Below are 24,313 nucleotides of genomic sequence, written 5' to 3' on the forward strand. Positions count from 1 at the left end.
CTGAAGATCCGAGCCGTACGGCTCAGGGCTCGACGACGGTCTCCTGCGCGGCGGCCGTGTCCCCCGCGAGCAGCCGCGCGTCCACCGGCACGTTCCGCTTCACCAGCGCCAGCGCGACCGGTCCCAGCTCGTGGTGGCGTACGGACGTGGTGACGAACCCGATCTTCCGCCCGTCCGGCCCGTCGTCGGCGACCCGGAGCTCGGTCCCCGCCACCGGCAGGTGCACCTCGCTGCCGTCCAGGTGGAGGAAGACCAGCCGGCGCGGCGGCTTCCCCAGGTTCTGCACCCGGGCGACCGTCTCCTGACCCCGGTAGCAGCCCTTCTGCAGGTGCACGGCGCTGCCGATCCAGCCCAGCTCGTGCGGGATGGTGCGGTGGTCGGTCTCGAAGCCGAGCCGCGGCCGGTGCCGCTCGACCCGCAGCGCCTCGTAGGCGAGGATCCCGGCGGCCGGTCCCACCTTCCGCGCGTACGACTCCAGGTCGGCGCGCGGCAGGAACAGGTCACGCCCGTACGGCGTCTCGCGGACGGCGACCCCCTCGGGCGCCTCCGCGATGGACCCGGCCGGCAGGTGCACCACCGCGGTGTCGGCGGTGCGGTCGGCGACCTCGACCCGGTAGAAGAACTTCATCGACTCCAGGTACGCGATCAGCGCCTCCCGGGTGCCGGGCTCGACGTGCGCCCAGACCGTCTCCCCGTCGTCGACCAGGTAGAGCGCGTGCTCGATGTGGCCGTTGGCGGAAAGTATCAGCGCCTCGGTGGCCTGGTGCGGCGGCAGGTCACTGACGTGCTGGGTGAGCAGCAGGTGCAGCCAGGCCAGCCGTTCGGGGCCGGAGACGGTGACGACCCCGCGGTGGGACAGGTCGACGAAACCGGTGCCGTCGGCGAGGGCGCGCTGCTCGCGGAACAGGTCGCCGTAGTGGGCGGCCACGCCTTCGTCCACGCCCTCGGCGGGGACGGCGCCGGGCAGGGTCAGCAGAGGGCTCTTCATGTGCCAAGCCTACGACTCGGTGGCCGAGGCCTTCCGGGAGCAGTCCTCGCACCGGCCGAAGATCGCGAAGTGCTTCATGTCGGTGTCGAAACCGAACTGCTCGCGCAGCTTGGCGGTGAACTCGGCGGCCACCGACAGGTCGGCCTCGATCACATTCGTGCAGTCCCGGCAGACCAGGTGGATGTGGTGGTGCCGGTCGGCGAGGTGGTACGTCGGCGCGCCGTGCCCGAGGTGGGCGTGGCTGACCAGGCCCAGCTCCTCGAGGAGCTCCAGCGTGCGGTACACGGTGGAAATGTTGACCCCCGACGCCGTCTTCCTCACTTCGCCGAGGATGTCGTCGGGGGTCGCGTGTTCCAGGGTGTCCACGGCTTCGAGCACCAGCTGCCGTTGCGGGGTCAGCCGGTAGCCGCGCTGCCTGAGGTCGCTCTTCCAGTCGGTGCTCACCACACCCACGAGTCTAGGACCTCCCGGCGGGAGGCCTACTTGAAGAAGGCGATCCCGTCGTCGGGCATGTCGTCGGGCAGGGCCTTGGCCCAGCGCTCGACCTCCTCCGGGGTGACGACCTTCTTCAGGTGCGCCGACATGTAGGGGCGCAGCTCGACCTCGGGGGTCTGCTTCTCGCCGACCCACATCAGGTCGCTCTTGACGTAGCCGTACAGCCGCTTGCCGGCGCTGTAGGGGCGGGCGGCGGCGGTGCGCGCCACCGCGTCCGTGACCAGGTCGATCTGCGGCTTCTGGTGGGCCAGCTCGCCGTACCAGATCTCGATGACGCCGTCGTCGCGGGTCATCGTCACCTCGACCTTGCGGTCGGCGTCGATCCGCCAGAAGCCGTGCTCCGACTCCAGCGGGCGGACCTTGTTGCCGTCGCCGTCCAGCACCCAGGTGTGGGAGCTGTACTCGAGGAAGTCCCGGCCGTCGTGGGTGAACGTGACCTCCTGGCCGAAGTTGCACTTCTCGGCGCCGGGGAAGTCGTGCACGCCCGCGCCGGCCCAGTTGCCGAGCAGGAAGGCGAGCGGGACGAGGTCCTTGTGCAGGTCGGACGGGATCTCGATCATGAGCGGAACTTCCTGGCGTCGGTGATCAGCGCTGGCCCTGGTACAGCTTCTTCACGGTCAGCCCGGCGAAGGCGAGAACGCCGACGGCGACCAGGACCAGCAGGGCTTCGAAGAAGATAACCACGGGGTGCTCCTTGAGCGGGGGGTGCGGTGGTGTGCACGGGGCCGGGCCCCAGCTTACGCGGCCGGGGCCGGCCCCTGTCGTGCGAGGTGTGCCTCCCCCGTCTCAGCCCAGCAGCTGGCTCTGCAGCACGACCGTCTGCCGGAACGGCACGGCGGGCGCGGTCCCCTTCCGGGACTGCAGCACGACGGCGAGGACGTCGCCGGCGGCGAGGTAGGCCTGCCGGTCCTGTTCGGCGCCGTACGGCTCGGTCTCGACCTGGGCCGAGCGCCGGACCCCCGCGACCTCCGACTTCACCGGGAACGAGTCGTCGTTGTCGGTGAAGTCGGCGCCCCGGACCTGGTAGGCCGAGACGTACGAGAAGTGGGGCACGAAGAAGCCCTGCTCCACCACGCCCGCCGTGTCGAACCGCAGCAGGTAGATCCGCGTCCGGGTGCCGTCCGCGGTCGTCCAGCCGCGGGCCGCGACGTGCCGCAGACCGTTGTCGACGAGCTCCTGCCGGAAGGTGTCCCGGTCGTCGCCCTCCTGGTACTCCTCGAGGAAGTCGTCCATGTCCAGCCAGCCGTCCGTGCCGCGCAGTGCCTCGTCCTCCTCCGCCCCCTCGGGGGCGGGCAGCAGCAGGGCGCGCAGGTCGGCGTGGTGGGTGCCGGCCGGGTTGGACTCCGCCTGCGGTCCGGGGCTGCCGGCGGGCAGCGGCGGCTTCGTCAGCTCCGGGTAGTCCCACCGCCCGTCGGAGGCGGTCGCCAGGCCGGGCACGTCCGTCCGTTCCATGCGCGTGATGCCGTACGCCGTGCCCGCGCCGGCCACGGCGAAGACGGCCACGGCGGCGGTCCAGCGCAGGGCGGCGCGCAGCACCCGGCGGTCCTCGCGCGGCGGCCGCCCGGGGCCGGCCATCGCCTCCGGCACGGCGGGTGCGGCGGGCGGTTCCGCGGGCGGGGCGGGTACGAGGGTCTGCGGCTGCTCGGTCATACGGCCTTCCCCGGTTCGTCGATGCGGTCGAGCTGCTCGCGGAACAGCGCGGCGACGCTTCTGGTGTCCAGCGGCTTCGCGCCGTCCGCGGTCAGGGTGACCAGGACGTTCCCGACACGGGCCGAGCACTGCATCATGTCGAGGTCGGTCTCCGTGTCCGCCGGCGGCAGGAAGCACCGGGCGTCCTCGTGGCCCTTGATCTTTGGCCCCTCGCGGAAGATGTCCAGGGCGTCGAGGAACTCGGTCTGGAACCGCGCGAAGTCCCGCACGGCGGCCTTGTTCTCCATCCGGGCGAGCACGATGCCCACGGTGTGGACCTCGTCCTCGTTGTAGACGCTGTTCGATCCGCTGGTGTAGCTGCGCATCGCCATGCCCTCGACGCGCCAGCCGTCGATCTCCTTCTCCAGCCGCTTGCGCTGGGAGCGCGGCAGATCGCGCAGCGACTCCTTCTGCAGCGCCGTGGCCTGGGCGCCGCTGAGCTGCGCGTCCGAGCCGAACTCGCCGAAGTCGGGCCCCGGGAACCAGTGGTCGTACCCGTACGGCACGAGCATCGCGGCCAGTCCCCGCCGCTCGGTCCTCCCTTCCTCGGCGGCCGCCGGCTCGGGGAACTTCCAGGTGGCCGCGCCGGCCTCGCGGTCGGCGTCCCGCACGGTCACGACGGTGTACCCGACGCCCGTGACGACGGCCCCGGCGAGCAGCACGGAGCCGACGGCGGAGGCGACGCGGCCCCACCGCACGGGCCGCTTCGCGGGGGCCGCGGCGGGAGCGCCGTCAGGGGCGCCGTCGGGGGCGGGCGGCAGGGGTGCCGTACTCCGCGTCTCGTTCACAGCCGCTCCATCTGCCGCTCGGCGAGGTCCATGATCATTTTCTTGGGAACGGGCTCGGTCCCGTACACCCAGATCTCCATGGAGACGTCACCGCGCCAGGCGTGCGCCTCCGCGGCGTACAGGGGCTCGTAACCGGGTTCGGTATCGGGGCTGTTGTGGACGTACGCCCTGCCGTCCCCGGTGCCGGGGACGGCCCAGCTGTCCGTGTCCGCCGCCTCGTCCGCCCAGTAGTGGCTGCTCTCGGTGTGGTCGGCGGCCGCCAGGCCCTCCTCCTGGCGGAACTGGACCAGCCGGATCTCCACGGTGTGGTCGTCGTCGTCGCGCCAGCCGACGACGGCCGCCCTGCGGAACCCGTCCATGGCCAGCTGCCCGAAGACCGAGCCGGCCCCCTCGTAGTAACCGGCGTACTCGGCGAGGTCCATCCAGCCGTCCTCGCCCACCGGCCAGTCGGGCTCCCGCGCGCCGCGCGGCTTCTCCAGCAGCAGCTCGCGCAGGTCGCCGTCGGTCCGCACGCGGCGGTCCCGCCCGGCCGACAACGGCTCGGGCGCCTCGCCCTCGGCCTGCGTGAGCACCGGCTGCGACAGCGGCGGCAGCCCGGTGGGCTCGCGGTCGGCCTGTACGAGGTATCCGGCGCAGGTTCCGGCGACCACGCCGAGCACGGCCGCGGCGGCGATCAGCACGGCCGTCCGCCCCGGCCGGCGCTTCCGGGACACGTCCGGAGCCGGGGCCTCCGGGGTCCCGTCCACAGAAACCTCCGGAGCCTCCGGGGCCGGGGCGTCGGCCGCTTCTTCAGGTTGTTCCAAGACGTCCCCCACAGAAGGTGAAGCGCGTATTCCGTTCACGCGCGCACAGGAGACCCACAGGCGTCGGCCGAAGTTGTGTCGATCATGATTACGATTCGGTCATGGCCAAGAAGCTTGTGATCAAAGTGACCGCGGGAACCGACGCACCCGAGCGCTGCTCGCAGGCGTTCACGGTGGCGGCGGTGGCCGCGGCCAGCGGTGTCGAGGTCTCCCTGTGGCTCACCGGCGAGTCCGCGTGGTTCGCCCTGCCGGGCCGCGCGGCCGAGTTCGAGCTGCCGCACGCCGCCCCGCTGCCCGACCTGCTGGACACGATCCTGGCCACCGGCCGGGTCACCCTGTGCACCCAGTGCGCGGCCCGCCGCGACATCGCCGAGAAGGACGTCCTCGAGGGCGTACGGATCGCCGGCGCGCAGGTCTTCGTGCAGGAGGCGATGGCGGACGGGACGCAGGCGCTCGTCTACTGAGCGGCCCGCCCTACCGGGGCCGCTTCCTGCCGTCCAGCTCGTCCCACCACTCGTCGGACGTCGGATCGCCGGACGGGTCGTCCCACCAGCGGTCCTCCGGGCCACGCCGGTTGGCGACCATCGCGGCGACCGGCGGGATCACCATGGCCACCACGCACATGCCCACGGCCGCCGGCATCGACCACAGCCGCACCACGCCCCAGGCCAGGACGAACAGCCCGACGCAGGTGCCCATCAGGGCGAAGTAGGCGTGCCGCCTGCGCGCGTACATACGTCCAGCGTAGGTCCGGACACGCCGGAGGGCCGCACCCCGAGCGTCCGACCCGTGGGGTGCGGCCCTCCGGCCGTTCCCGTGTCCTCAGACCGCGATCGCGACCTCGGCCAGACCGCCCTGCTGGGCGACGACCGTGCGGTCGGCGGTGCCGCCGGGCACCAGGGCGCGGACGGTCCAGGTGCCCTCCGCCGCGTAGAAGCGGAACTGTCCGGTGGCGGAGGTCGGGACCTCCGCGGTGAACTCGCCGGTCGAGTCCAGCAGACGGACGTAGCCCGTCACCGGCTCTCCGTCGCGGGTCACCTGACCCTGGATGGTGGTCTCACCGGGCTTGATCGTCGAGGCGTCCGGGCCGCCGGCCTTCGCACCGCACATGTCGTACTCCTGAAGTGGTCTGGAAAGGTCGGTGGGGAGGGGTTACTTGCCGGAGCCGAGCTCGATCGGCACGCCGACGAGGGAGCCGTACTCGGTCCAGGAGCCGTCGTAGTTCTTGACGTTCTCCACGCCGAGCAGCTCGTGCAGCACGAACCAGGTCAGCGCGGAGCGCTCGCCGATGCGGCAGTAGGCGATGGTGTCCTTGGCCAGGTCGACCTGCTCGGCCTCGTAGAGCGCCTTGAGCTCGTCGTCGGACTTGAAGGTGCCGTCGTCGTTGGCGTTCTTCGACCAGGGGATGTTGGCGGCGGTCGGGACGTGGCCCGGGCGCTGCGACTGCTCCTGCGGCAGGTGGGCCGGTGCGAGCAGCTTGCCGGAGAACTCGTCGGGCGAGCGCACGTCGACCAGGTTCTGCGCGCCGATGGCGGCCACGACGTCGTCGCGGAAGGCACGGATGGACGTGTCCTGCGGCTTGGCCTTGTACTCGGTCTTCGGGCGCTCCGGCACCTCGTCACCGGGGACCAGCTCGCGGGCGTCGAGCTCCCACTTCTTGCGGCCGCCGTCGAGGAGCTTGACGTCCTGGTGGCCGTACAGCTTGAAGTACCAGTAGGCGTACGAGGCGAACCAGTTGTTGTTGCCGCCGTAGAGGACGACCGTGTGGTCGTTGCCGATGCCCTTGTCCGACAGGAGCTTCTCGAAGCCCTCCTGGTCGACGAAGTCGCGGCGGACCGGGTCCTGCAGGTCCTTGGTCCAGTCGATCCGGATGGCGTTCTTGATGTGGTTCTTCTCGTAGGCGGACGTGTCCTCGTCCACCTCGACGATGGCGATGGTCGGGTCGTCCAGGTGCTCCTGGACCCAGTCGGCGTCGACCAGGACGTCGCTGCGGCTCATGCTTCTTCTCCTCCGGGGCAGTTGCGGCGGGGTGTGCGGGCGGGAGGGTGCGCGCGGCCTCGGCGGGTCCGGCGCACGGGTGCCCTCAGCGGGGACGGGGGCGGGAACGCGGACGTCGACGTCCGCTCAGAAGGAACGACAGAGCATGGCGGCGACACGGCACAGGTCTACTGCCCGCCGCTTCGTGAGATCCGCCTGTCGTTCCATGCGTCCGATCGTAAGGAGGGACGGGCGGGCATGTCACCGGTATGTCGCATGGTGAGACGGGATCGTCCGGAATGCGGGACGAAGTACCGCGGGAGCGGCCCTCCCCGCCCTCCGGGCCCTTCCGGTCCCGTCCTCACTTCTGCCCTGCGGACGCCCCCGTCTCGTCTGTCGGACAACTTCCCCCGTCACACCACTCCCTACCCGACCAGCCGGACGTCGGAACCCTTCACCGTGATCTCCACGCCGTCCTCCGCGGCCTCGACCTTGTCCAGCCGGATGCCGCCGGGCAGTCCGTCGATCCGCTGCTCGAAGTCGGTGGTCCGCCGCACGCTGGACTCGACGATCTCGGCCCCGCCGATCTCCGGTACCGCGTCGGCCTTCACGCGCACGGTGTCGCCGTCCACGACCGTCACGGAGCTGAGCACGGAGACCGGCTCGGGCAGCTCGGCGCCCAGCACGGTGGCCTCCAGCGCGACCTTGATCTTCCCGTTGCCGCCGTCGGACAGGCCGACGATCCTGGCCGTGACGCCCGGGGCCACCTGGCTGGGCTCGGACTTGCCGGCGGCCTTCAGCAGCTCGTCGTAGGCGACGGTGGCGGTGCCGGTGGCGCTGTCGGCGACGGCGGAGCTGAAGTCGGTGGAGAAGTCGACGCCGTTCATGTCCGCGCGCAGGTCGGCGATGCGGATCCGCCGGGCGTCGTCGCCGGTGCCGGCCTCGTAGTCCTGGATCCCCACCTCCACCTCGTCGAGGGTGCCGCCGGCGAGCTGGGTGAGGAAGGGGAAGCCGTTGATCGACACGTCGGGGGTGCTCGCCAGGTTCTCGGTCGCCCTCAGTCTGTCCGCCGCCTCGCCCTCGGCGAAGTCGACGGCCACGCGGTCGACGACGACGAAGATCCCGCCGAGTATCACGATGACGATGAGCAGTATTCGCAGTGCGCGCATGCGGTGTCCCCCACCTGGCGGTTTCGACGAGGTCGTGCCGCGAGGGTAACCCTGTGGCGGGTGGGAGCCGGGGGATTGTCGATCACCTGTGACAAGGGACCGCGCCGCGGGCGTCCCACCCGCCGGCCGTCAGCCGGCCAGCCGCCCCAGGACGTACACCGCGGGGGCCGCCGCGGCCAGCGGCAGGGCCACGCCCGCCGTGAAGTGGACGAAGCGGGACGGGTAGTCGTACGAGGCCACCCGGTGGCCGATCAGCGCGCAGACCGCCGCGCCCGCGCCGAGCGCCGCCCCCGCCGGACCGTCGACGGCGTACCCCGCCCCGGCCGCCGCCAGCAGCGCGGCCACCACGGACACCGGCGTCGGCAACGGCAGCGCCCGCGCCACCGCCCCCGCCGCCACGGCCACCGCGCCCACGGTCACCGCGGACGCGTCCGCCGCCAGGTAGCCGCCCGCCGCGATCGCCAGCGCCGCCGCCACGACCGTCGCCATCAGGCCGTACATCCGCTCGTCGGGATCCGCGTGCGACCGCAGTTGCAGCACCAGCGACAGCAGCACCCACACCCCCAGCGTCCCCAGGATCGCCGCGGGCGACCGGTCGGACACCAGCAGCGCCGCGTCAGCGGCCAGCGCGCCGAGGAACCCCAGCGCGATGCCCTGCCGCGCCGGCCACATCCCGTTCAGCCGGAACCAGCCCGCCGCCGTGAGCCCCTGCAGCAGCACCAGCGGCACCAGCAGCGCGTACGTCCCCAGCGCCGCCCCGCCCGCCAGCAACAGCCCCAGCAGCGCGGTGAGCACCGCCGGCTGGATGCCGGGCTCGATGATCGGCGACCGCCCCTCGGCCCGCGCCCGCTGCGCGTCGGTGACGCGCGAGTTCCCGCCCAGCGTGGCCGGCCCGTACTCGGGCCCGGACCCGTCGGCCGCCGGGGCCTCCGGGGCCGCCGGGACCTCCGGGGCCGCCCGGGGAACGGGGGCCGGAGCGGGAGCGGGGGAGACCGGGGCGTACACCGCCGCGGCCACCGGCGGCTGCGTCTCCCACGTCTGCCCCTGCCACTGCTGCGTGTACTGCTGGTCCGCGTACGGATCCTCGTACGCCTGCTGCTGCCCCGGCCACACGCCCTGAGCCCGCTGCGGATCCTGGTACGGGTCGTACGCCCCGTACGGCTGGTTCGTCATCGCTCACCCTCCTGCGAACGGCGGAAGCACCTCGACCGTGCCGCCGTCGGCCAGCCGTACCGTCTCATGCGCGCGCTTCCCCACGGGATCACCGTCGACGAGGAACGAGCACCGCAGCAGCACGCGCGCGAGCTCGCCGGGGTGCCGCCCGCGCACGCCGTCGAGCGCCTCGGCGAGCGTGGCCGCCTCGTACGCCTCCTCGGCCACCCCGGCCGCGGCCTTGGCTGCGGCCCAGTACCGCACCGTGACCTTTGCCATCTGCTGATCCTCAATCGGTCGACGACGAACACCTCAGGCTAGCCCGCTCGGCTCGCCGCCCAGTCCCCGATCCGCCCCAGCAGCGCCTGGGGTGCCGCGTTCTCCGCGTGGCCCATGCCGGGCTCGACCCACAGCTCCCCGTGCTCGCCGGCGGCGGCCGCCAGCATCCGCGGGTGGTCGAGCGGGAAGTAGCCGTCCTGGTCCCCGTGGACGATCAGCAGCGGCGTGGGCGCGATCCGCGGCACCGCCTCGACGGGCGACAGCGGCACCGGGTCCCACTGCCGGTGGTGGATCCGCGTCCGCAACCCGTACCGCCCCACCAGGCGCCCGGACGGCCGGGTCACCAGCCAGTGCAGCCGCCGCATGGGGGCGGTCCCCCGGTAGAACCACCGCGCGGGCGCGCTCACCGAGACGACGGCGTCGACCCCGGCGTCCCGGCCGGCCGCGGCATGCCGCAGCACCACCGAGCCGCCCATGGAGAACCCGACGGTGGCCACCCGCGCGTACCCCAGCTCACGCGCCCACCCCACCGCCGCCGCGAGGTCGAGCACCTCCCGGTCCCCGACCGTCGACCGCCCGCCCGACGCCCCGTGCCCCCGGAAGGAGAACGTCACGACGCTCCCGTACCGCGCGAGGGCCCGGGCCGCCCTGCGCACGTGCGGCCGGTCCGCGTGCCCGGTGAACCCGTGCGCGATCACGAACACGAGATCACGGGAAGGAGGGCCACCCGGTTCGTATACGGAATCGATCGCCACGCCGTCCGTGGTGCGCAGGAACGTCCGCAAAGGGACACCGTCCCGTGTTACCCCACCCGTCTCGGAATATGGACGAATGGTGGAACGAACGGTGGATCGCGCCACATGACCTGCCCGACCGGTACTCATGTCGGCTATTCTGCTGCGAAGAGGACTCGGGCAGTGAAGCCCCCGGGTCCTTTTGTGCTTTCGGAAGCGTTGTATACGAACGCGGGAAACCGCCGGTGTACGGGCCGTCGAACGCACGCAGCAATGCCGTAAACGTCCTCGCAGGGACCGAGGAGGAACCAGACGTTATGGGCGAGCGAACCGTGCACGAGCGAACGACGACGACCCGGGCCGGTGGGGTGCGATGAGCTCTCTGCTGCTCCTGACCAACGCCCTCCAGCCGTCGACGGAGGTGCTCCCCGCCCTCGGCCTGCTGCTGCACAACGTGCGGGTGGCGCCCGCGGAGGGCCCCGCCCTCGTCGACACCCCCGGCGCCGACGTGATCCTGGTCGACGGCCGGCGCGACCTCCCGCAGGTCCGCAGCCTGTGCCAGCTGCTGCGCTCCACCGGCCCCGGCTGCCCCCTCGTCCTGGTGGTGACCGAGGGCGGCCTGGCCGCCGTCACCGCGGACTGGGGCATCGACGACGTCCTCCTGGACACCGCGGGACCGGCCGAGGTGGAGGCGCGGCTGCGCCTCGCCATGGGCCGCCAGCAGATCGTCAACGACGACTCCCCGATGGAGATCCGCAACGGCGACCTGTCGGTCGACGAGGCGACCTACTCCGCGAAACTCAAGGGCAGGGTCCTCGACCTCACCTTCAAGGAGTTCGAACTGCTCAAGTACCTCGCGCAGCACCCCGGCCGGGTCTTCACCCGCGCCCAGCTGCTCCAGGAGGTCTGGGGCTACGACTACTTCGGCGGCACCCGCACGGTCGACGTCCACGTACGGCGCCTGCGCGCCAAGCTCGGCCCCGAGCACGAGTCGCTGATCGGCACCGTCCGCAACGTCGGCTACCGGTTCGTCACCCCGGAGAAGACCGAGAAGCCCGAGAAGGCCGAGAAGCCGGCGCGCGCCGCGAAGGACGCTGGGGCCGCCGGGGCGCAGGAGAGGGCGGACAGCGCGGAAACGGCGCCATCCAAGGTCTGACACGCCCTGCCCACCCCGGGTATATCCGCGTAGACTCCGCGCGTGGCCAAGGTAACCAGGGATGACGTGGCGCGGCTGGCGGGGACCTCCACCGCCGTCGTCAGCTACGTCATCAACAACGGACCCCGGCCGGTCGCCCCGGCCACGCGCGAGCGTGTCCTCGCCGCGATCAAGGAGCTGGGGTACCGGCCGGACCGGGTCGCCCAGGCGATGGCGTCGCGGCGCACGGACCTCATAGGCCTGATCATCCCGGACGCCCGCCAGCCGTTCTTCGGCGAGATGGCGCACGCTGTCGAGCAGGCCGCCTCCGAGCGCGGGAAGATGGTGCTGGTCGGCAACACCGACTACATCGCCGAGCGCGAGGTCCACTACCTGCGGGCCTTCCTCGGCATGCGGGTCTCCGGCCTGATCCTGGTCAGCCACGCGCTCAACGACCAGGCCGCCGCGGAGATCGAGGCGTGGGACGCCCGGATCGTGCTGCTGCACGAGCGCCCGGAGGCGATCGACGACGTCGCCGTCGTCACCGACGACCTCGGCGGCGCCCAGCTCGCCGTGCGCCACCTGCTGGAACACGGCAACGAGTACGTGGCCTGCCTCGGCGGCACCGCGGAGACCCCCGCCGTCGGCGACCCGGTCTCCGACCACGTCGAGGGCTGGCGGCGCGCGATGGACGAGGCCGGCCTGCCGACCGAGGGCCGCCTCTTCGAGGCCCCGTACAACCGCTACGACGCCTACCGCGTCGGCCTGGACATCCTGTCAGGACCGGACCGCCCGCCCGCGGTCTTCTGCTCCACCGACGACCAGGCGATCGGCATCCTGCGCGCCGCGCGGGAGCTGCGGATCGACGTGCCGGGCGAGCTGGCGGTCGCCGGGTTCGACGACATCAAGGAGGCGGCGCTCGCCGATCCGCCGCTGACCACGGTCGCCTCCGACCGTTCGGCGATGGCCCGCGCGGCGGTCGACCTCGTCCTGGACGACGGGGTGCGGGTGACGGGCTCGCGGCGCGAGCGGCTGAAGGTGTACCCGTCCCGCCTGGTGGTGCGCCACTCCTGCGGCTGCGGGCGGTAACCGGACCCCGCCGCCGGGCCCGCCACCGCTCCGGGCGGCCTTTATATCGGGCATACGAGGTTCTGCCGGGCTTCTCAGCGCACACTCAGCTCGCTCTCATCGTCGGGCGCGAGGCTCGACGCCATGACCGAGAGCCTCCGCCCCAGCGGCGAGTACGGAAACCCCGCCCCGGTGGACCCCGAGTGGCCGCCCCCGCCGGCGTACGCCCCGCCCCGGCAGCCCGCACCGGAGTCCGCGCAGGAGCCCGCCCCGCAGCCCTCCTCGGCGTTCACGCAGGAGCCCGTGACGGAGCCCGCGCCTCGGCCCGCGTCGAAGTTCGCGCAGGAGCCTGCCCCGGAGTTCGCGCAGGGGCCCGTGAAGCGGAAGCGTGCCCGTGGTCCGGCGGCCCTGCTCGCCGCCGTGGCGATCGTCGCGGCGGCCGTGGGCGGCGGCACCGCCTACGGCATCCAGGAGCTCACCGGCAACGGCACCGTGGCCACCGGCTCGGCCGGCACCACCGTCGTACCGGTCGGCAAGAAGGGCACGGTGTCCGGCGTCGCCGAGGCGGTCACCCCGAGCATCGTCGAGATCAGCGCCACCTCGAACGCCGGGTCCTCCACCGGCTCCGGCGTGATCATCACGTCCGACGGCGAGATCGTCACCAACAACCACGTGGTCTCCGGGGCCTCGTCGATCGAGGTGCGGACCAGCGACGGCACGACGTACACGGCGGAGACCGTCGGCACCGACAGCAGCAAGGACCTTGCCCTGATCAAGCTCCAGGACGCCTCCGGACTGCAGACGGCCACCCTCGGCGACTCCGACGGCGTGCGGGTCGGCGACCAGGTCGTGGCGATCGGCTCCCCCGAGGGCCTGACGGGCACGGTGACCAGCGGCATCGTCTCCGCCCTCGACCGTGACGTGACGGTCTCGACGGACGAGGGCGAGGGGCAGCGACAGCAGCGGCAGGGCGGCGGCTGGCCGTTCGAGTACGGCGGCCAGGAGTTCAACGGTGACACCGGCAGCTCCACGACCACGTACCAGGCGATCCAGACCGACGCGTCCCTGAACCCGGGCAACTCCGGCGGCGCGCTGATCGACATGAACGGCCACGTCATCGGCATCAACTCCGCGATGTACTCGGCGAGCGGCAGCGGCTCGTCCTCCTCCGACGCGGGCAGCGTGGGCCTGGGCTTCGCCATCCCGGTCAACACCGTCAAGTCGGACCTGTCGGCGTTGCGCTCCGGCTCGACGACCTGACGCGCCGCCCGCGTGACGTGCGACGCTGAAGACCTGACACCGTAGAGAGCCGTGAGGAACCCCGAGCCCATGAGCCCCGCAGAAGGCGACCGTGACCCCCAGCGCATCCTGATCGTCGACGACGAGCCGGCGGTGCGCGAAGCGCTCCAGCGCAGCCTGGCCTTCGAGGGGTACGGCACCGAGGTCGCCGTCGACGGCGCGGACGCCCTGGAGAAGGCGGCGGCCTACCGGCCCGACCTGCTGGTGCTGGACATCCAGATGCCCCGGATGGACGGCCTGACCGCCGCCCGCCGCATCCGCGCCTCCGGCGACACCACGCCCATCCTGATGCTGACCGCCCGGGACACCGTCGGCGACCGGGTCACCGGCCTGGACGCGGGGGCGGACGACTACCTGGTCAAGCCGTTCGAGCTGGACGAGCTGTTCGCCCGTATCCGCGCGCTGCTGCGCCGCAGCTCGTACGCGGCGGCGCTGGCCGCCTCCGCCGAGTCCGACGACGTCCTCGCCTTCGCCGACCTGCGCATGGACCTGTCGACCCGCGAGGTCACGCGGGGCACCCGGCGGGTGGAGCTGACCCGCACGGAGTTCACCCTCCTGGAGATGTTCATGGCGCACCCGCGCCAGGTGCTCACCCGTGAGCAGATCCTGAAGGCGGTCTGGGGCTTCGACTTCGAGCCGTCGTCCAACTCGCTCGACGTGTACGTCATGTACCTGCGCCGCAAGACCGAGGCGGGCGGCGAGCCGCGCCTGGTGCACACGGTGCGGGGGGTGGGGTACGTGCTGCGGCAGGGCGGCGCGGAGTGAGCGGGCTGGTCCGCCGCGTCCGCGCGCTGCCCATCCGGGCCCGGCTGTCGCTGCTGGTGGCGGCGGCGGTGGCGTTCGCGGTGGCGGTGGTGGCGGTGGCCTGCTGGTTCGTGGTGAAGAGCGTGCTGGTGAGCTCGCTGGACGAGGCCCTGAAGGCGAACCGGATGAACGGGCAGCAGGTGAGCAAGTACCTCGACCTGCGCACCGGTCTGTGCGCCCACGAACCCGTCACCCACGAGGAGAACCCCTTCGGTTCGTCCGTACAGCTCGTGGACGGCAAGGGCGGGAGCTGCCTCATCATCGGAACGGAGGAGGTCCCGCTCACCGGCGCCGACCGCGCCGTGGCCGAGGGCACGTCCGCCGACGCGCTGCACGAGGCGACGGGGTCCGACGGAGGGCGGTACCGGGTCTTCACCTACACCGTGCCCGGTCTGCGGGACGTCGCCGTCTCCGCCGCCCGGCCGCTGAGCGAGGTGAACGACTCCCTCAGCAACCTCGCGCTGGTGCTGGTCTTCGTCGCGGGCGCCGGGGTCGTGGGGGCCGCCGCCGCCGGCCTCTGGGTGGCCCGGACCGCCCTGCGCCCCGTGGACGAGCTGACCCGGGCGGTCGAGCACGTGGCCCGGACCGAGGACCTGGGGGTGCGCATCCCCGTGGAGGACGACTCGGAGGACGAGATCGCCCGGCTCTCCCGCTCCTTCAACTCCATGACGTCCGCGCTGGCCAGCTCCCGCGACCTCCAGCAGCAGCTCATCGCGGACGCCGGCCACGAGCTGCGTACCCCGCTCACCTCGCTGCGCACCAACATCGAACTCCTCACCCGCAGCGAGGAGACGGGCCGGCCGATCCCGGAGGCCGACCGCAAGGCCCTGCTCGCCTCCGTGAAGGCGCAGATGACGGAGCTGGCCGCGCTCATCGGCGACCTTCAGGAGCTGTCCCGCCCCGACACCGGCCAGCACACGGACCGGGCGCAGATCGTCGCCTGGCAGGACGCCGTCGAGTCGGCGCTGCGCCGCGCCCGGCTGCGCGGCCCGGAGCTGACGATCACGGCGGACGTCCACCCCTGGTACGTACGGGCGGAGCCGTCGGCGCTGGAACGGGCGGTGGTCAACATCCTGGACAACGCGGTGAAGTTCAGCCCGGAGGGCGGCACGATCGACGTGCGCCTGGCCGACGGCGTCCTCACCGTCCGCGACCACGGGCCCGGCATCCCCGCCGACGAACTCCCGCATGTCTTCGACCGGTTCTGGCGCTCCCCGAGCGCCCGCGCCCTTCCCGGCTCCGGCCTCGGCCTGTCCATCGTGGCCCGCACGGTGCAACAGGCGGGCGGCGAGGTGTCCTTGACCCGGGCGGACGGCGGCGGCACGACGGCCACGGTCCGTTTGCCGGGCGCCCCGACCCCGCCGCCCGGGGTGCCGTAGGCGGGGGCGGCGACCTTTCCGTGCCGGGCGGCGGCCGAACGGCGTCCCCGCACACCACACCCACCCTTGCCACCGCCAGTAGGATTCACCATATGAGCGGTAGCAAGAAGTACTCGATCAGTCTGCCCGAGGACCTCGCCGAGGCCGTGCGCGCCCACGTCGGCCCTGGCGGATTCTCCGCTTACGTGGCCGAAGCCCTCGAGCATCGGGTCGCCATGGACAAGCTTCGCGAGATCGTCGCCGACTTCGAGACCGGCGACGACGAGCTCACTCGCGAGGAGGTCGAGGCCGCCCGCGCACTGCTGCGTCACGACCACCGGCAGTCCGGCAGGACCGCCGCTTGATGCCCGGCACCCTCCTGCTCGACAGCGAAGGGCTGTCGAAGCTCTACCGCAAGGACCGGGCCGTCGTGGCCTTCGTCCAGGCCGCCTCGGAAGAGGGTGTCCGCGTGGCCACCAGCGCCATGACGACACTCGAGGCCGACTACGAACGCGTTCATCCCGCCCGCATCGCATGGGTCCTCTCCCGCGTGGACGTACACGACGTCACCAAGGCGGTCACGGACCACGCCGCGACCCTCCTGCGCACCCACCACCTCCACGGTCACGAGTACGCCATCGACGCCGCCCTGGCCGCCATCGCCCGCACGGTCCCTCAGCCGGTCACCGTCCTCACGCCCGACCCCGAGAACCTGACGCTCCTCTGCGGCCCCAGCGTGGAAGTGCTCAAGGTCTGAGCCGGGGCCGGTACGAGGCGGTGAACGCGCCTCGTACCGGCCCCGTCCGTACTTATCGCACGATCGTGATGCGGTCCGCCTTCGGCGGGGCGAGCGGGCTCGCCGCCGTCGAGTGGGCGGTCAGGTACTGCTCGAGGGCCGCCAGGTCGTCCTCGCCGACCAGGTCGTTCGTGCCCTGGCCCAGGGTCGGGAAGCCGTCGCCGCCGCCCGCGAGGAAGCTGTTCGTCGCGACGCGGTAGGTGGCGTCCGGGTCGATGGGCGAGCCGTCGAGCTCGATGGAGTCCGTGACCACGCGGTCCGCGCCGGATTTCGTCAGGTCCAGGGTGTAGGTCAGGCCGGAGGAGATCTGGAGGATCTTCGGCGCCGCCTCGTTCGGGCCGCTGACCTGCTCCTTCAGGGCCTGGATGACCTGTGCCCCGGTGAAGTCCTGGAGGTTGACCGTGTTGGCGAACGGCTGGACGGTGAAGGCCTCGGCGAAGGTCACCACACCGTCGCCCTCCGCGCCGCCGGCCGCGTGGGTGAGCGAGGCACGGATGCCGCCGGGGTTCATCAGCGCCAGGTCGGTCTCCTCGTCCAGCGTGCGGCCGTACTCCAGTTGCGCGTCGGCGATCAGGTCACCGAGCGGGGACTCGGTGCCGTCCTTCACGATGTCGCCGGAGATGTAGCCGATCGGGCGGTTGCCGATGGGGGCGGCGAGGGTGTTCCACTTGTCGATCAGGCGGGTCATGTCGGGCGCCTCGGGAACGTCCCGGGTGACCACGTGGTTCGCGGACTTCACGGCCGTACGGGCGATGTCACCCGTGGCGCGGTCGTAGGTCAGCGTGGTGTCGGTGTAAAGGCGGCCGAAGGACGCGGCCGAGGTGACCATGCGGGGCTTGCCCGCCGGGTCCGGGATGGTGCACACGTACGCGTTGTGGGTGTGGCCGGTGACCAGCGCGTCCACCTGCGGCGTGATGTTCTTCGCGATGTCCGCGATCGGGCCGGAGACGCCGTCGCCGGCGCCCGGGGAGTCGCAGTCGTAGTTGTAGGAGGACGAGGCCGGGAAGCCGCCCTCGTGGATGAGCGCCACGATCGACTTCACGCCCTGGCGCTGGAGCTCCTTGGCGTACTTATTGATCGTCTCGACCTCGTCCTTGAAGGCGAGGCCCTTGACGCCCTCCGCGGAGACGATGTCGGGGGTGCCCTCCAGGGTCACGCCGATGAAGCCGACCTTGACGCCCTGCTTCTTCCACACCCAGTACGGCTTGAGGATCGGCTTCCTCGTCCTCTCGTCCAGGACGTTCGCCGCCAGGTACGGGAAGTCGGCGCCCTTGAACCTCTTGTCGGTGTAGCAGCCCTCGTCCGGGTGGCAGCCGCCGTTCTGGAGGCGGGCCAGTTCCCTCGCGCCCTCGTCGAACTCGTGGTTGCCGACGCTCGTCACGTCCAGGTCGAGCTTGTTCAGCGCCTCGATGGTGGGCTCGTCGTGGAAGAGGCCCGACAGGAGCGGGGAGGCGCCGACCATGTCGCCGCCGGCGGCGGTGATGGAGTAGCGGTTGCCCTCGCGCGCCTGGCGCAGGTGGGTGGCGAGGTACTCCACGCCGCCCGCGTCGACGGTCCTCGTCGTGCCGTCGGGCTGGAGTTCGGTGACCCGGCCGGAGGAACCGGACGGCGGCTCCAGGTTGCCGTGCAGGTCGTTGAAGGACAGCAGCTGCACGTCCTGGTAGCGGCCGTGGTCGCGGGACTTGCCCTTGTTCCCGTGGTTCTCGCCCGCCGTCGCCGACCCGGGCAGGGCGGCCGCGGCCAGCGCGCCGACGGTGAGCACACCGGCGGCGGTCGCGAGGAGACGGTTCGTACGGCGTCTGCGGCGCTGGTGGTGCGCCGGGGATGTGGCTGGCATGCGCCCCCCTGTGGGTCCGAGTGGGTACCGGCGCAGCCTAGGGTCAACGCGCGTAGCGCAACAGGGCTTCGGGGTTACGGCATGGTTTAGCTTTCCCCCGTGTCGCTGTCGTCCGTTTTGCGACACCCTCCCCGCGCGCTCCCTTTAATCTCGTACGCATGACCAGCGACGACTTCGCACGGCCCGGCCGCCCCCGCTCGCTCCAGACGTACGCCGCGCTCGACCCCGAGCAGACCGGGGCGGTCCTCGCCCTGCTCACCGAGGCCGCCAGAACCGACGGACAGCAGGCGGTGTCCGAGCAGGGGCGGTTGCAGCTGCGCGGCGGGGAGCGGGACGGGGTCTCGCACCTGCTGCTCTCCGTCGACGGCGAGCTCGTCGGGTACGCCCAGCTGGAGGACACCGATCCGGTGGAGCCGCCGGCCGCCGAGCTGGTCGTGCACCCCTCGCGCCGGGGCAACGGGCACGGGCGGGCGCTCGGTTCGGCGCTGCTCGCCGCGTCCGGGAAGCGGCTGCGGGTGTGGGCGCACGGCGGCCACTCCGCCGCCCGGCACCTCGCGCAGGTCCTCGGTCTGACGCTGTTCCGGGAACTGCGGCAGATGCGGCGGCCGTTGGCCGGCCTCGAGCTGCCCGACCCGGTGCTGCCGGACGGCGTGACCGTCCGGACGTTCGTGCCGGGGCGGGACGACGCCGCCTGGCTCGCGGTGAACGCCGCCGCGTTCGCCCACCACCCCGAGCAGGGCTCCCTCACCCAGCGCGACCTGGACGACCGCAAGGCCGAGGCGTGGTTCGACCCCGCGGGGTTCTTCCTGGCGGAGAAGGAGGGCCGGCTGGTCGGCTTCCACTGGACGAAGGTGCACGCGGCGGAGCGCCTCGGCGAGGTGTACGTCCTCGGGGTGAGCCCCGACGCGCAGGGAGGCGGCCTCGGCAGGTCCCTCACCACGATCGGGCTGCGGCACCTGGCCGGCAAGGGCCTGCCGACCGCCATGCTCTACGTCGACGCCGACAACAAGGCGGCGGTGTCCGTCTACGAGCGGCTGGGCTTCGTCACCTACGAGACGGACCTGATGTACCGGACGGAGACCTGAGTCCGCGTGTACCGGATGTACCGGACGGAGGCCTGGGTCCGCGCGGGCCGCGGAGGGTGAGGCGGCGCCCCGGTTCCGTCGCGCACACCGCGCCCACCACCACCGCCGCGCACAGCAGGACCGCCCAGCGGTCGTGGCCCGCCGCCCACCGCGCGTCGTCCGGGGTCGTGAACAGCGCCCAACTCCCCGGGGTCAGCAGCGGGCCCAGCACCGACCCGACGAGCAGGGCCCCGGCGACCGCCTGACCCGGCCGGGCACCGTCCCCGCGGTGGATCACGAGCGCCGCCCCGGTCAGGGCGAGGGCGAGGGCCGTCGCCGCCTCGAGGGTGATCGCGGCGGCCGGGGGGCGTACGGGCGCGGGCACCAGGAGCAGCGCGGCGGTCCACCACACGGCGGCGACCGGGGCCACGAGGAGGACGCGCAGTCCGTGGCGGACGGCCCGCCGGGTGGGGACGGCGGCGGTGGTGTGCCGGGCCGGGTCGTCCAGGACGAAGGCCGCTCCCAGCGCGAAGGCCACGGCGGACGCCCGCAGCGCGTGCAGCGCGAGCCGGCCGGTCGCCTGATCGCCCATCAGCCTCGGTACGGCGGCGAGCAGCAGGCCCAGGGCCCCGGCCACCGCGATCGTCCTCCAGGGCATGGTCCGTACGGTCGCCCGCGGCAGGGCCGCGTCGATGGTCCTCACCCGCACTCGTCCTTCGCCTCCGGTTCGTCCAGGCCCAGCAGTCGCGCGACCCGGTCCGTCGTCACCCGCGGGGCCGTCAGCTCGGCCCAGTGCGCCTTCACCTTCGCGGCGGTCCCGTCCTTCGGGCGCCGCAGCAGCTCGCGCACCACCTCCGTCTGCGCGGTGGTCATGGACAGCGGGTTCGTTTGCGAGAGGACGACCGCGGAGCCGGCGTCGCTGTCGTCCAGGCGCACCCGTCGCAGGTCCGACATGGGGTCGGGCCGGTCGGCGAGCGCCAGCCACATCACGGTGACCATCCGGCCGTCACACAGGTCACCGGCCTCCGCCTCGGTTCCCGCGACCAGCACACCGGCCACGGCGACGGCGAACTCGGGGACCCGGTTGCCGCCCCAGGCCGTGCCGACGGTGACCTCGCCGGGGCGGGTGGACGGGTCGATCGCCGCGTCGCCGTCCAGGCCGTACCGCGCCTCGACCCGTTGCCGTACGACGAGCGGCCGGTCCTGCGCGGCGGAGCCCGCGAGGGAGCGCACGCCGTCCAGGACCTCCGCCCAGTCGTCGGTGCGCGCTCCCCACTCCGGGAAGGCGCAGTACGTCGTGGTGTCCCCCCGTTCGGCGCACCGCTGCTCCTTCTCCGGGGTGACGGAGAACCGCGTACGCGCCTCGGTGATCTCCGGCGACAGGTCCTGGGCCTGAGCCACCGCGCCCACCAGGGTCAGCGCCACCGCCCCGGCGACGCCCGCCCGGACGGTCCGCAGCCGGGCACCCCCGGAGACCAGCACCGCGAGCAGGGCCGCGCTCAGCGCGAGACCCGTGAGGTACAGGGCGTGCCAGGCGGCGGGACGGCCCAGCAGCTCGGACGGCAGCGTGGTGGAGGTGTTCTCGCCGACCGTCAGCGACAGCCACCGCGTCCACCCCTCGTTGCCGGGGCCCGTGGTCAGCAGGGAGGAGAACAGGAGGAGGACGATCAGCAGCGGGGCGGCGAAGGAGAAGGCCAGCAGCCGGGCCAGCAGCACCCCGAACGCTCCGAGCAGCAGCACGGACAGCGGCCCGGTCAGCAGCTCGCCCGGCGAACCGTGCCCGACCGCGCCCGGCTTGAGCGCCTCCCAGGTGAACTGGCCGGCCACGCACACCCCGGTGAGCAGCGCGACGGCCGCGACGGACAGCAGATGGGCGACCGTACGGCGCCACGGCGGGACCACCAGCACGTCGAGGTGCCGGTCGGTGTCGTACCGCCGGGAGCGCAGCACGGCCTGGTTGACGCAGAGCAGCACCGCGAGGCCGACGAGCAGGGGCGCGTTCTGGGTGGCGCGGTCGGCGTCCTGCAGCGCGGGGAAGCCGTCCCAGGAGGTGCGCGTGCGCCACACCGTCCCGCCGAGGTACACCGAGAAGGCGATGAGGACCGGCGCCCGCAGCAGGAGCCGGCGGGCCTCGAAGCGGGCCAGGACGAACACGGCCGCCCAGGGCGCGCGGGGACCGGACGCCGTGACCGTGGCGGCCGGGGTCCCGGTGGTGAGCGTGGTCATGCGGCCACCTCCGTGTCCGTCGTGTCCGTGCCGTCGAGGGTGAGCAGGTAGCCGTCCTCCAGGGTGGGTTCGAGGAGCTCCGCGCCGGCGGGCGGGTCGCCCACGTTGCGGAAGGTGCCGAGTCCGGTGCGCCAGCCGGCCTTCGCGCCGGGGTCGCGTTCGCTGCTGCTCCACACCCGGCCGGTGGCCCGCGCGGTCAGCTCGGCGGGGGTGCCGTCGAAGCGGACGGTGCCGCCGGCCAGTACGACGACCCGGTGGCAGAGCATCGCCACGTCCTCGGTCTGGTGCGTGGACAGCAGCACCGTGCGGCCCTCGCCGGCCCGCGCGATCAGCTCCCGGAACCGCATCCGCTGTTCCGGGTCGAGTCCGACGGTGGGCTCGTCGAGGACGAGGAACGCCGGGTCGCCGACGAGCGCCGCCGCCAACGCCACCCGCTGCCGCATCCCGCCGGACAGCTTGCGGATCCGCTTGCCGCGCGCGTCGGCGAGGCCGGCCTCGTCGAGCACCCTGCGCACCTCGCGGTGGCGGGCGGCGCGGCCGGTGAGCTCCTTGAGGATCGCCACGTAGTCGACGAACTCGAAGGCGGTGAAGTCGGGGTGGAAGCCGGGCGTCTGCGGCAGGTAGCCGAGGTTGCGCCGGACCGCCTGGCGGCCGCGCGAGGTGCCCGGGTCGTGGCCGAGCACCGTGAAGGCGCCCCGGTCGGGCGGTACGGCGGTGGCGAGCACCCGCAGCAGCGTGGTCTTGCCCGCGCCGTTGGGCCCGAGCAGCCCGGTGACACCGGTGGACAGCCGCAGCGACACGTCGTCGAGGGCGCGGGTGCCGCCGTGGCGCAGGCTCAGCCCGGAGGCGGAGACGGTGGGGGTCATAGGGAACTCCCGTACAGATGGAGGCGGGTGGACGAAGTCGAAGGCGGCCGGACCGCGATTCCCCGGGGCGAGGAGCGGCCGGGGCCCGGCCGGCGAGGTGCCGGGGTGATCGGGCCGGGTTTCCCCGGGTGGAAAGCCGGGGCGGTCGGGCCGGGTTTCCCCGGGTGGAAAGCCGGGGTGGTCGGACCGGGTTTCCCGGCGGAGAGGCAGCCGGGGTGATCGGGCCGGCCCCCCTCGGGCGAGATACCGGGGCGGCCGGGCCGGACTCCCCCTACCGGCGGGAAGCCAGGCGGCCGTCAGGCCGCATGCCGGCTGCTGAGGTCGAAGCGGTCCCGGAGCAGGACCAGCAGCCCGGCGGCGAGGACGGCGACCGCCGCCGACACGCCCTGTCCGGCCGCGGTGAACGGGGCGAGCGGGCCGTCCCCGCCGGCCCGGGCGGCGTCCGCCGTGAGCAGCAGCGCGATCCAGCCGCCGCCGACGAGGGACGGGGCGAGCACCGGGCCGAGCCGGGCGGTCAGCGCCAGTCCGGTCGCGGTGAGCGCGAGGGCCGGCAGCAGCCAGGTCAGGGCGCGCAGCCCGTACCCGGGCAGGGCGAGGGTGGCCAGCCCGTTGAGGCCGAGCCCGGCGCCGAGCACCGCCACCGTGCGGATCATCAGCAGCCGGAAGCCGTGCGTCGGGGCGACGACCGCCATCTCGTACGTCGGGTCCAGCGCGGGACCGTACGACAAGGCGACCCCGGCGAGCGGCAGCAGCGGGGCGAGGGCGAGGAAGAGGGTGGGTGAGCCGCCGCCGTGACCGCCGCCGCCGTGACCGGCGGTGACGGCCACCGTGAGCAGGAGGACGGCGGTGACCGCGCCCAGCCAGGAGCGGCGCAGGGCCGGGGTGGCGGCGAGCAGCCGCGCGGTGTGGTCGGCGACGCCGAACCGCGGCAGCAGCGACTCCAGGAATCCGGGCCGGGGCGCGTCGAGTTCGGCGTCGAGCCGTTCCCATCCGGCGTCGAGGGCGACCGGGTCGCTCACCCCGGCGAGGACGGCCCGGCAGTGCGCGCAGGCGGTGAGGTGGGTGTCGGCCGACCAGAGCAGGGGCGGCTCCAGGTCGCCTCGTGCGTACGCCCGCAGGTCGTCCTCGGGCACGTGCCAGCCGGTGCCGCCCCCGGACGTACCGCCCGTCGTTCCGTACGTCATGCCAGCGCCTCCCGGAGTTGCCTGCGGGCCCGCATCGCCCGCGTCTTGACCGTGCCCGGCGGGATGCCGAGCAGGACGGCGGCCTCACGGGTGGTCAGCCCGTCGACGACCGTGGCCTGGAGCACCGCGCGCAGTTCCGGCGACAGCCGGACGAGCGCACCGGCGAGGTCCCCGTGCTCCACCCCCGCGAGCACGCGGTCCTCCGCCGACGCCTCGTCCCGGTGCCGCAGCCGCGCCAGCGCCTGCCGCAGCCGGCCCCTCGCGCCGGCGCCGCGCAGGGCGTCGACCAGCCGGCGGGAGGCGATCCGCCACAGCCAGCCGGCCGCGTCCCCGTCCTCCCGGTAGCGCGCGCTCCCCCGCCACACCGCCAGGAACGTCTCCTGTACGACGTCGTCGACGATCCCCGCGTCGGCGCACCGGCCGCGCATCCGGGCGGTCAGCCACGGCGCGTACCGCCGGTACAGCTCCTCGAAGGCGCGCCGGTCCCCGTCCGCCGCGACGGCGCGCAGCAGCTCGCCGTCGCTTCTCGTTTCGCTCACGTCCCCTCATCGCGCGGGCCCCGCCGATCGGTTCACGGGATCACGGTTGACTTTCCCACCCTC

General features: G+C 73.1%; 29 protein-coding genes. 9 read left to right on the forward strand and 20 right to left on the reverse strand.

The features are described 5' to 3' along the window. Positions 1-22: 22 nt before the first annotated feature. From ACH5AO_RS31240 to ACH5AO_RS31265, 6 genes are all read right to left on the reverse strand, one after another. Positions 23-988 carry a YgfZ/GcvT domain-containing protein gene (locus ACH5AO_RS31240; RefSeq protein WP_398930506.1) on the reverse strand — a complete coding sequence of 322 codons (966 nt, stop codon included), beginning with the start codon at positions 986-988 and terminating at the stop codon, positions 23-25. 9 nt (positions 989-997) lie between these two features. After that, entirely contained in the window at positions 998-1,435 is a 438-nt protein-coding gene (locus ACH5AO_RS31245; RefSeq protein ID WP_398930508.1) for a Fur family transcriptional regulator, read from the reverse strand. Between the two features lie 32 nt (positions 1,436-1,467). Beyond that, the gene (locus tag ACH5AO_RS31250) at positions 1,468-2,043 is read right to left on the reverse strand and encodes an FABP family protein (protein WP_398930510.1); all 576 of its coding nucleotides are present in this window, start codon (positions 2,041-2,043) and stop codon (positions 1,468-1,470) included. Between the two features lie 226 nt (positions 2,044-2,269). Further along, entirely contained in the window at positions 2,270-3,133 is an 864-nt protein-coding gene (locus tag ACH5AO_RS31255) for a hypothetical protein (protein WP_398930512.1), read from the reverse strand. Further along, positions 3,130-3,960: a hypothetical protein gene (locus ACH5AO_RS31260; protein ID WP_398930514.1), complete on the reverse strand. Its 831-nt coding sequence runs from the start codon at positions 3,958-3,960 to the stop codon at positions 3,130-3,132. The genes ACH5AO_RS31255 and ACH5AO_RS31260 overlap by 4 nt, the downstream gene beginning before the upstream one ends. Then, positions 3,957-4,673 carry a hypothetical protein gene (locus ACH5AO_RS31265; protein ID WP_398930516.1) on the reverse strand — a complete coding sequence of 239 codons (717 nt, stop codon included), beginning with the start codon at positions 4,671-4,673 and terminating at the stop codon, positions 3,957-3,959. The genes ACH5AO_RS31260 and ACH5AO_RS31265 overlap by 4 nt, the downstream gene beginning before the upstream one ends. Before the next feature lie 191 nt (positions 4,674-4,864). On the opposite strand from ACH5AO_RS31265, the gene ACH5AO_RS31270 reads away from it, so the two are divergent. Beyond that, positions 4,865-5,227: a DsrE family protein gene (locus ACH5AO_RS31270; RefSeq protein WP_398930518.1), complete on the forward strand. Its 363-nt coding sequence runs from the start codon at positions 4,865-4,867 to the stop codon at positions 5,225-5,227. A gap of 10 nt (positions 5,228-5,237) precedes the next feature. Here ACH5AO_RS31270 and ACH5AO_RS31275 read toward each other — a convergent pair whose 3' ends face one another. From ACH5AO_RS31275 to ACH5AO_RS31310, 8 genes are all read right to left on the reverse strand, one after another. Then, on the reverse strand, positions 5,238-5,498 hold the full coding sequence (locus ACH5AO_RS31275) for a DUF3099 domain-containing protein (RefSeq protein ID WP_398930520.1): 261 nt from the start codon (positions 5,496-5,498) through the stop codon (positions 5,238-5,240). 87 nt (positions 5,499-5,585) lie between these two features. Then, positions 5,586-5,873 carry a DUF1416 domain-containing protein gene (locus ACH5AO_RS31280; RefSeq protein WP_004986406.1) on the reverse strand — a complete coding sequence of 96 codons (288 nt, stop codon included), beginning with the start codon at positions 5,871-5,873 and terminating at the stop codon, positions 5,586-5,588. A 42-nt stretch (positions 5,874-5,915) separates the two neighbouring features. Next, on the reverse strand, positions 5,916-6,761 hold the full coding sequence (locus ACH5AO_RS31285) for a sulfurtransferase (protein ID WP_398930522.1): 846 nt from the start codon (positions 6,759-6,761) through the stop codon (positions 5,916-5,918). Positions 6,762-6,887: 126 nt separating this feature from the next. Next, a complete protein-coding gene (locus ACH5AO_RS31290; RefSeq protein ID WP_398930626.1) occupies positions 6,888-6,968 on the reverse strand; it encodes an Ms5788A family Cys-rich leader peptide in 81 nt (26 codons plus the stop codon). Between the two features lie 197 nt (positions 6,969-7,165). Beyond that, positions 7,166-7,909, reverse strand: a complete 744-nt coding sequence (locus tag ACH5AO_RS31295; protein ID WP_398930523.1) for a DUF2993 domain-containing protein — start codon at positions 7,907-7,909, stop codon at positions 7,166-7,168. Between the two features lie 129 nt (positions 7,910-8,038). Next, a complete protein-coding gene (locus ACH5AO_RS31300; protein WP_398930525.1) occupies positions 8,039-9,082 on the reverse strand; it encodes a hypothetical protein in 1,044 nt (347 codons plus the stop codon). Between the two features lie 3 nt (positions 9,083-9,085). Beyond that, a complete protein-coding gene (locus ACH5AO_RS31305) occupies positions 9,086-9,340 on the reverse strand; it encodes a MoaD/ThiS family protein (RefSeq protein ID WP_398930527.1) in 255 nt (84 codons plus the stop codon). A 38-nt stretch (positions 9,341-9,378) separates the two neighbouring features. Then, positions 9,379-10,224 carry an alpha/beta hydrolase gene (locus tag ACH5AO_RS31310; protein ID WP_398930529.1) on the reverse strand — a complete coding sequence of 282 codons (846 nt, stop codon included), beginning with the start codon at positions 10,222-10,224 and terminating at the stop codon, positions 9,379-9,381. 223 nt (positions 10,225-10,447) lie between these two features. On the opposite strand from ACH5AO_RS31310, the gene ACH5AO_RS31315 reads away from it, so the two are divergent. The 7 genes from ACH5AO_RS31315 to ACH5AO_RS31345 all read left to right on the forward strand — a co-directional run bounded on the left by ACH5AO_RS31315 (position 10,448) and on the right by ACH5AO_RS31345 (position 16,495). After that, complete coding sequence (locus tag ACH5AO_RS31315; RefSeq protein ID WP_398930531.1) at positions 10,448-11,230, forward strand: response regulator transcription factor; 783 nt, start codon at positions 10,448-10,450, stop codon at positions 11,228-11,230. 42 nt (positions 11,231-11,272) lie between these two features. Then, a complete protein-coding gene (locus ACH5AO_RS31320; protein ID WP_398930533.1) occupies positions 11,273-12,298 on the forward strand; it encodes a LacI family DNA-binding transcriptional regulator in 1,026 nt (341 codons plus the stop codon). 123 nt (positions 12,299-12,421) lie between these two features. After that, positions 12,422-13,537: a S1C family serine protease gene (locus ACH5AO_RS31325; protein WP_398930535.1), complete on the forward strand. Its 1,116-nt coding sequence runs from the start codon at positions 12,422-12,424 to the stop codon at positions 13,535-13,537. 69 nt (positions 13,538-13,606) lie between these two features. Next, positions 13,607-14,341, forward strand: coding sequence for a response regulator transcription factor (locus tag ACH5AO_RS31330; RefSeq protein WP_398930537.1), 735 nt, complete (start codon positions 13,607-13,609; stop codon positions 14,339-14,341). Continuing rightward, positions 14,338-15,759, forward strand: a complete 1,422-nt coding sequence (locus tag ACH5AO_RS31335; protein WP_398930539.1) for a sensor histidine kinase — start codon at positions 14,338-14,340, stop codon at positions 15,757-15,759. The genes ACH5AO_RS31330 and ACH5AO_RS31335 overlap by 4 nt, the downstream gene beginning before the upstream one ends. Before the next feature lie 92 nt (positions 15,760-15,851). Further along, positions 15,852-16,103, forward strand: a complete 252-nt coding sequence (locus ACH5AO_RS31340; protein WP_217128737.1) for a hypothetical protein — start codon at positions 15,852-15,854, stop codon at positions 16,101-16,103. Then, entirely contained in the window at positions 16,103-16,495 is a 393-nt protein-coding gene (locus ACH5AO_RS31345; protein WP_398930541.1) for a DNA-binding protein, read from the forward strand. The genes ACH5AO_RS31340 and ACH5AO_RS31345 overlap by 1 nt, the downstream gene beginning before the upstream one ends. Before the next feature lie 52 nt (positions 16,496-16,547). Here ACH5AO_RS31345 and ACH5AO_RS31350 read toward each other — a convergent pair whose 3' ends face one another. Continuing rightward, on the reverse strand, positions 16,548-18,371 hold the full coding sequence (locus ACH5AO_RS31350) for a bifunctional metallophosphatase/5'-nucleotidase (protein WP_398930543.1): 1,824 nt from the start codon (positions 18,369-18,371) through the stop codon (positions 16,548-16,550). Between the two features lie 158 nt (positions 18,372-18,529). On the opposite strand from ACH5AO_RS31350, the gene mshD reads away from it, so the two are divergent. After that, complete coding sequence (mshD, locus tag ACH5AO_RS31355; protein WP_398930545.1) at positions 18,530-19,456, forward strand: mycothiol synthase; 927 nt, start codon at positions 18,530-18,532, stop codon at positions 19,454-19,456. On the opposite strand, the gene ACH5AO_RS31360 is transcribed toward mshD, so the two are convergent. The 5 genes from ACH5AO_RS31360 to ACH5AO_RS31380 all read right to left on the reverse strand — a co-directional run bounded on the left by ACH5AO_RS31360 (position 19,416) and on the right by ACH5AO_RS31380 (position 24,250). Next, on the reverse strand, positions 19,416-20,138 hold the full coding sequence (locus ACH5AO_RS31360; RefSeq protein ID WP_398930547.1) for an ABC transporter: 723 nt from the start codon (positions 20,136-20,138) through the stop codon (positions 19,416-19,418). The genes mshD and ACH5AO_RS31360 overlap by 41 nt on opposite strands. Further along, positions 20,135-21,661, reverse strand: a complete 1,527-nt coding sequence (locus ACH5AO_RS31365; RefSeq protein ID WP_398930549.1) for an ABC transporter permease — start codon at positions 21,659-21,661, stop codon at positions 20,135-20,137. Before ACH5AO_RS31365 ends, ACH5AO_RS31360 begins: the two co-directional genes overlap by 4 nt. After that, a complete protein-coding gene (locus ACH5AO_RS31370; RefSeq protein WP_398930551.1) occupies positions 21,658-22,527 on the reverse strand; it encodes an ABC transporter ATP-binding protein in 870 nt (289 codons plus the stop codon). The genes ACH5AO_RS31365 and ACH5AO_RS31370 overlap by 4 nt, the downstream gene beginning before the upstream one ends. Before the next feature lie 296 nt (positions 22,528-22,823). Beyond that, entirely contained in the window at positions 22,824-23,711 is an 888-nt protein-coding gene (locus ACH5AO_RS31375) for a zf-HC2 domain-containing protein (RefSeq protein ID WP_398930553.1), read from the reverse strand. After that, a complete protein-coding gene (locus tag ACH5AO_RS31380; RefSeq protein WP_398930555.1) occupies positions 23,708-24,250 on the reverse strand; it encodes an RNA polymerase sigma factor in 543 nt (180 codons plus the stop codon). The genes ACH5AO_RS31375 and ACH5AO_RS31380 overlap by 4 nt, the downstream gene beginning before the upstream one ends. Between the last annotated feature and the right edge of the window lie 63 nt (positions 24,251-24,313).

Origin of the sequence: Streptomyces sp. NPDC018964, assembly GCF_044390325.1 — a bacterium.
Taxonomy (GTDB): Bacteria; Actinomycetota; Actinomycetes; order Streptomycetales; family Streptomycetaceae; genus Streptomyces.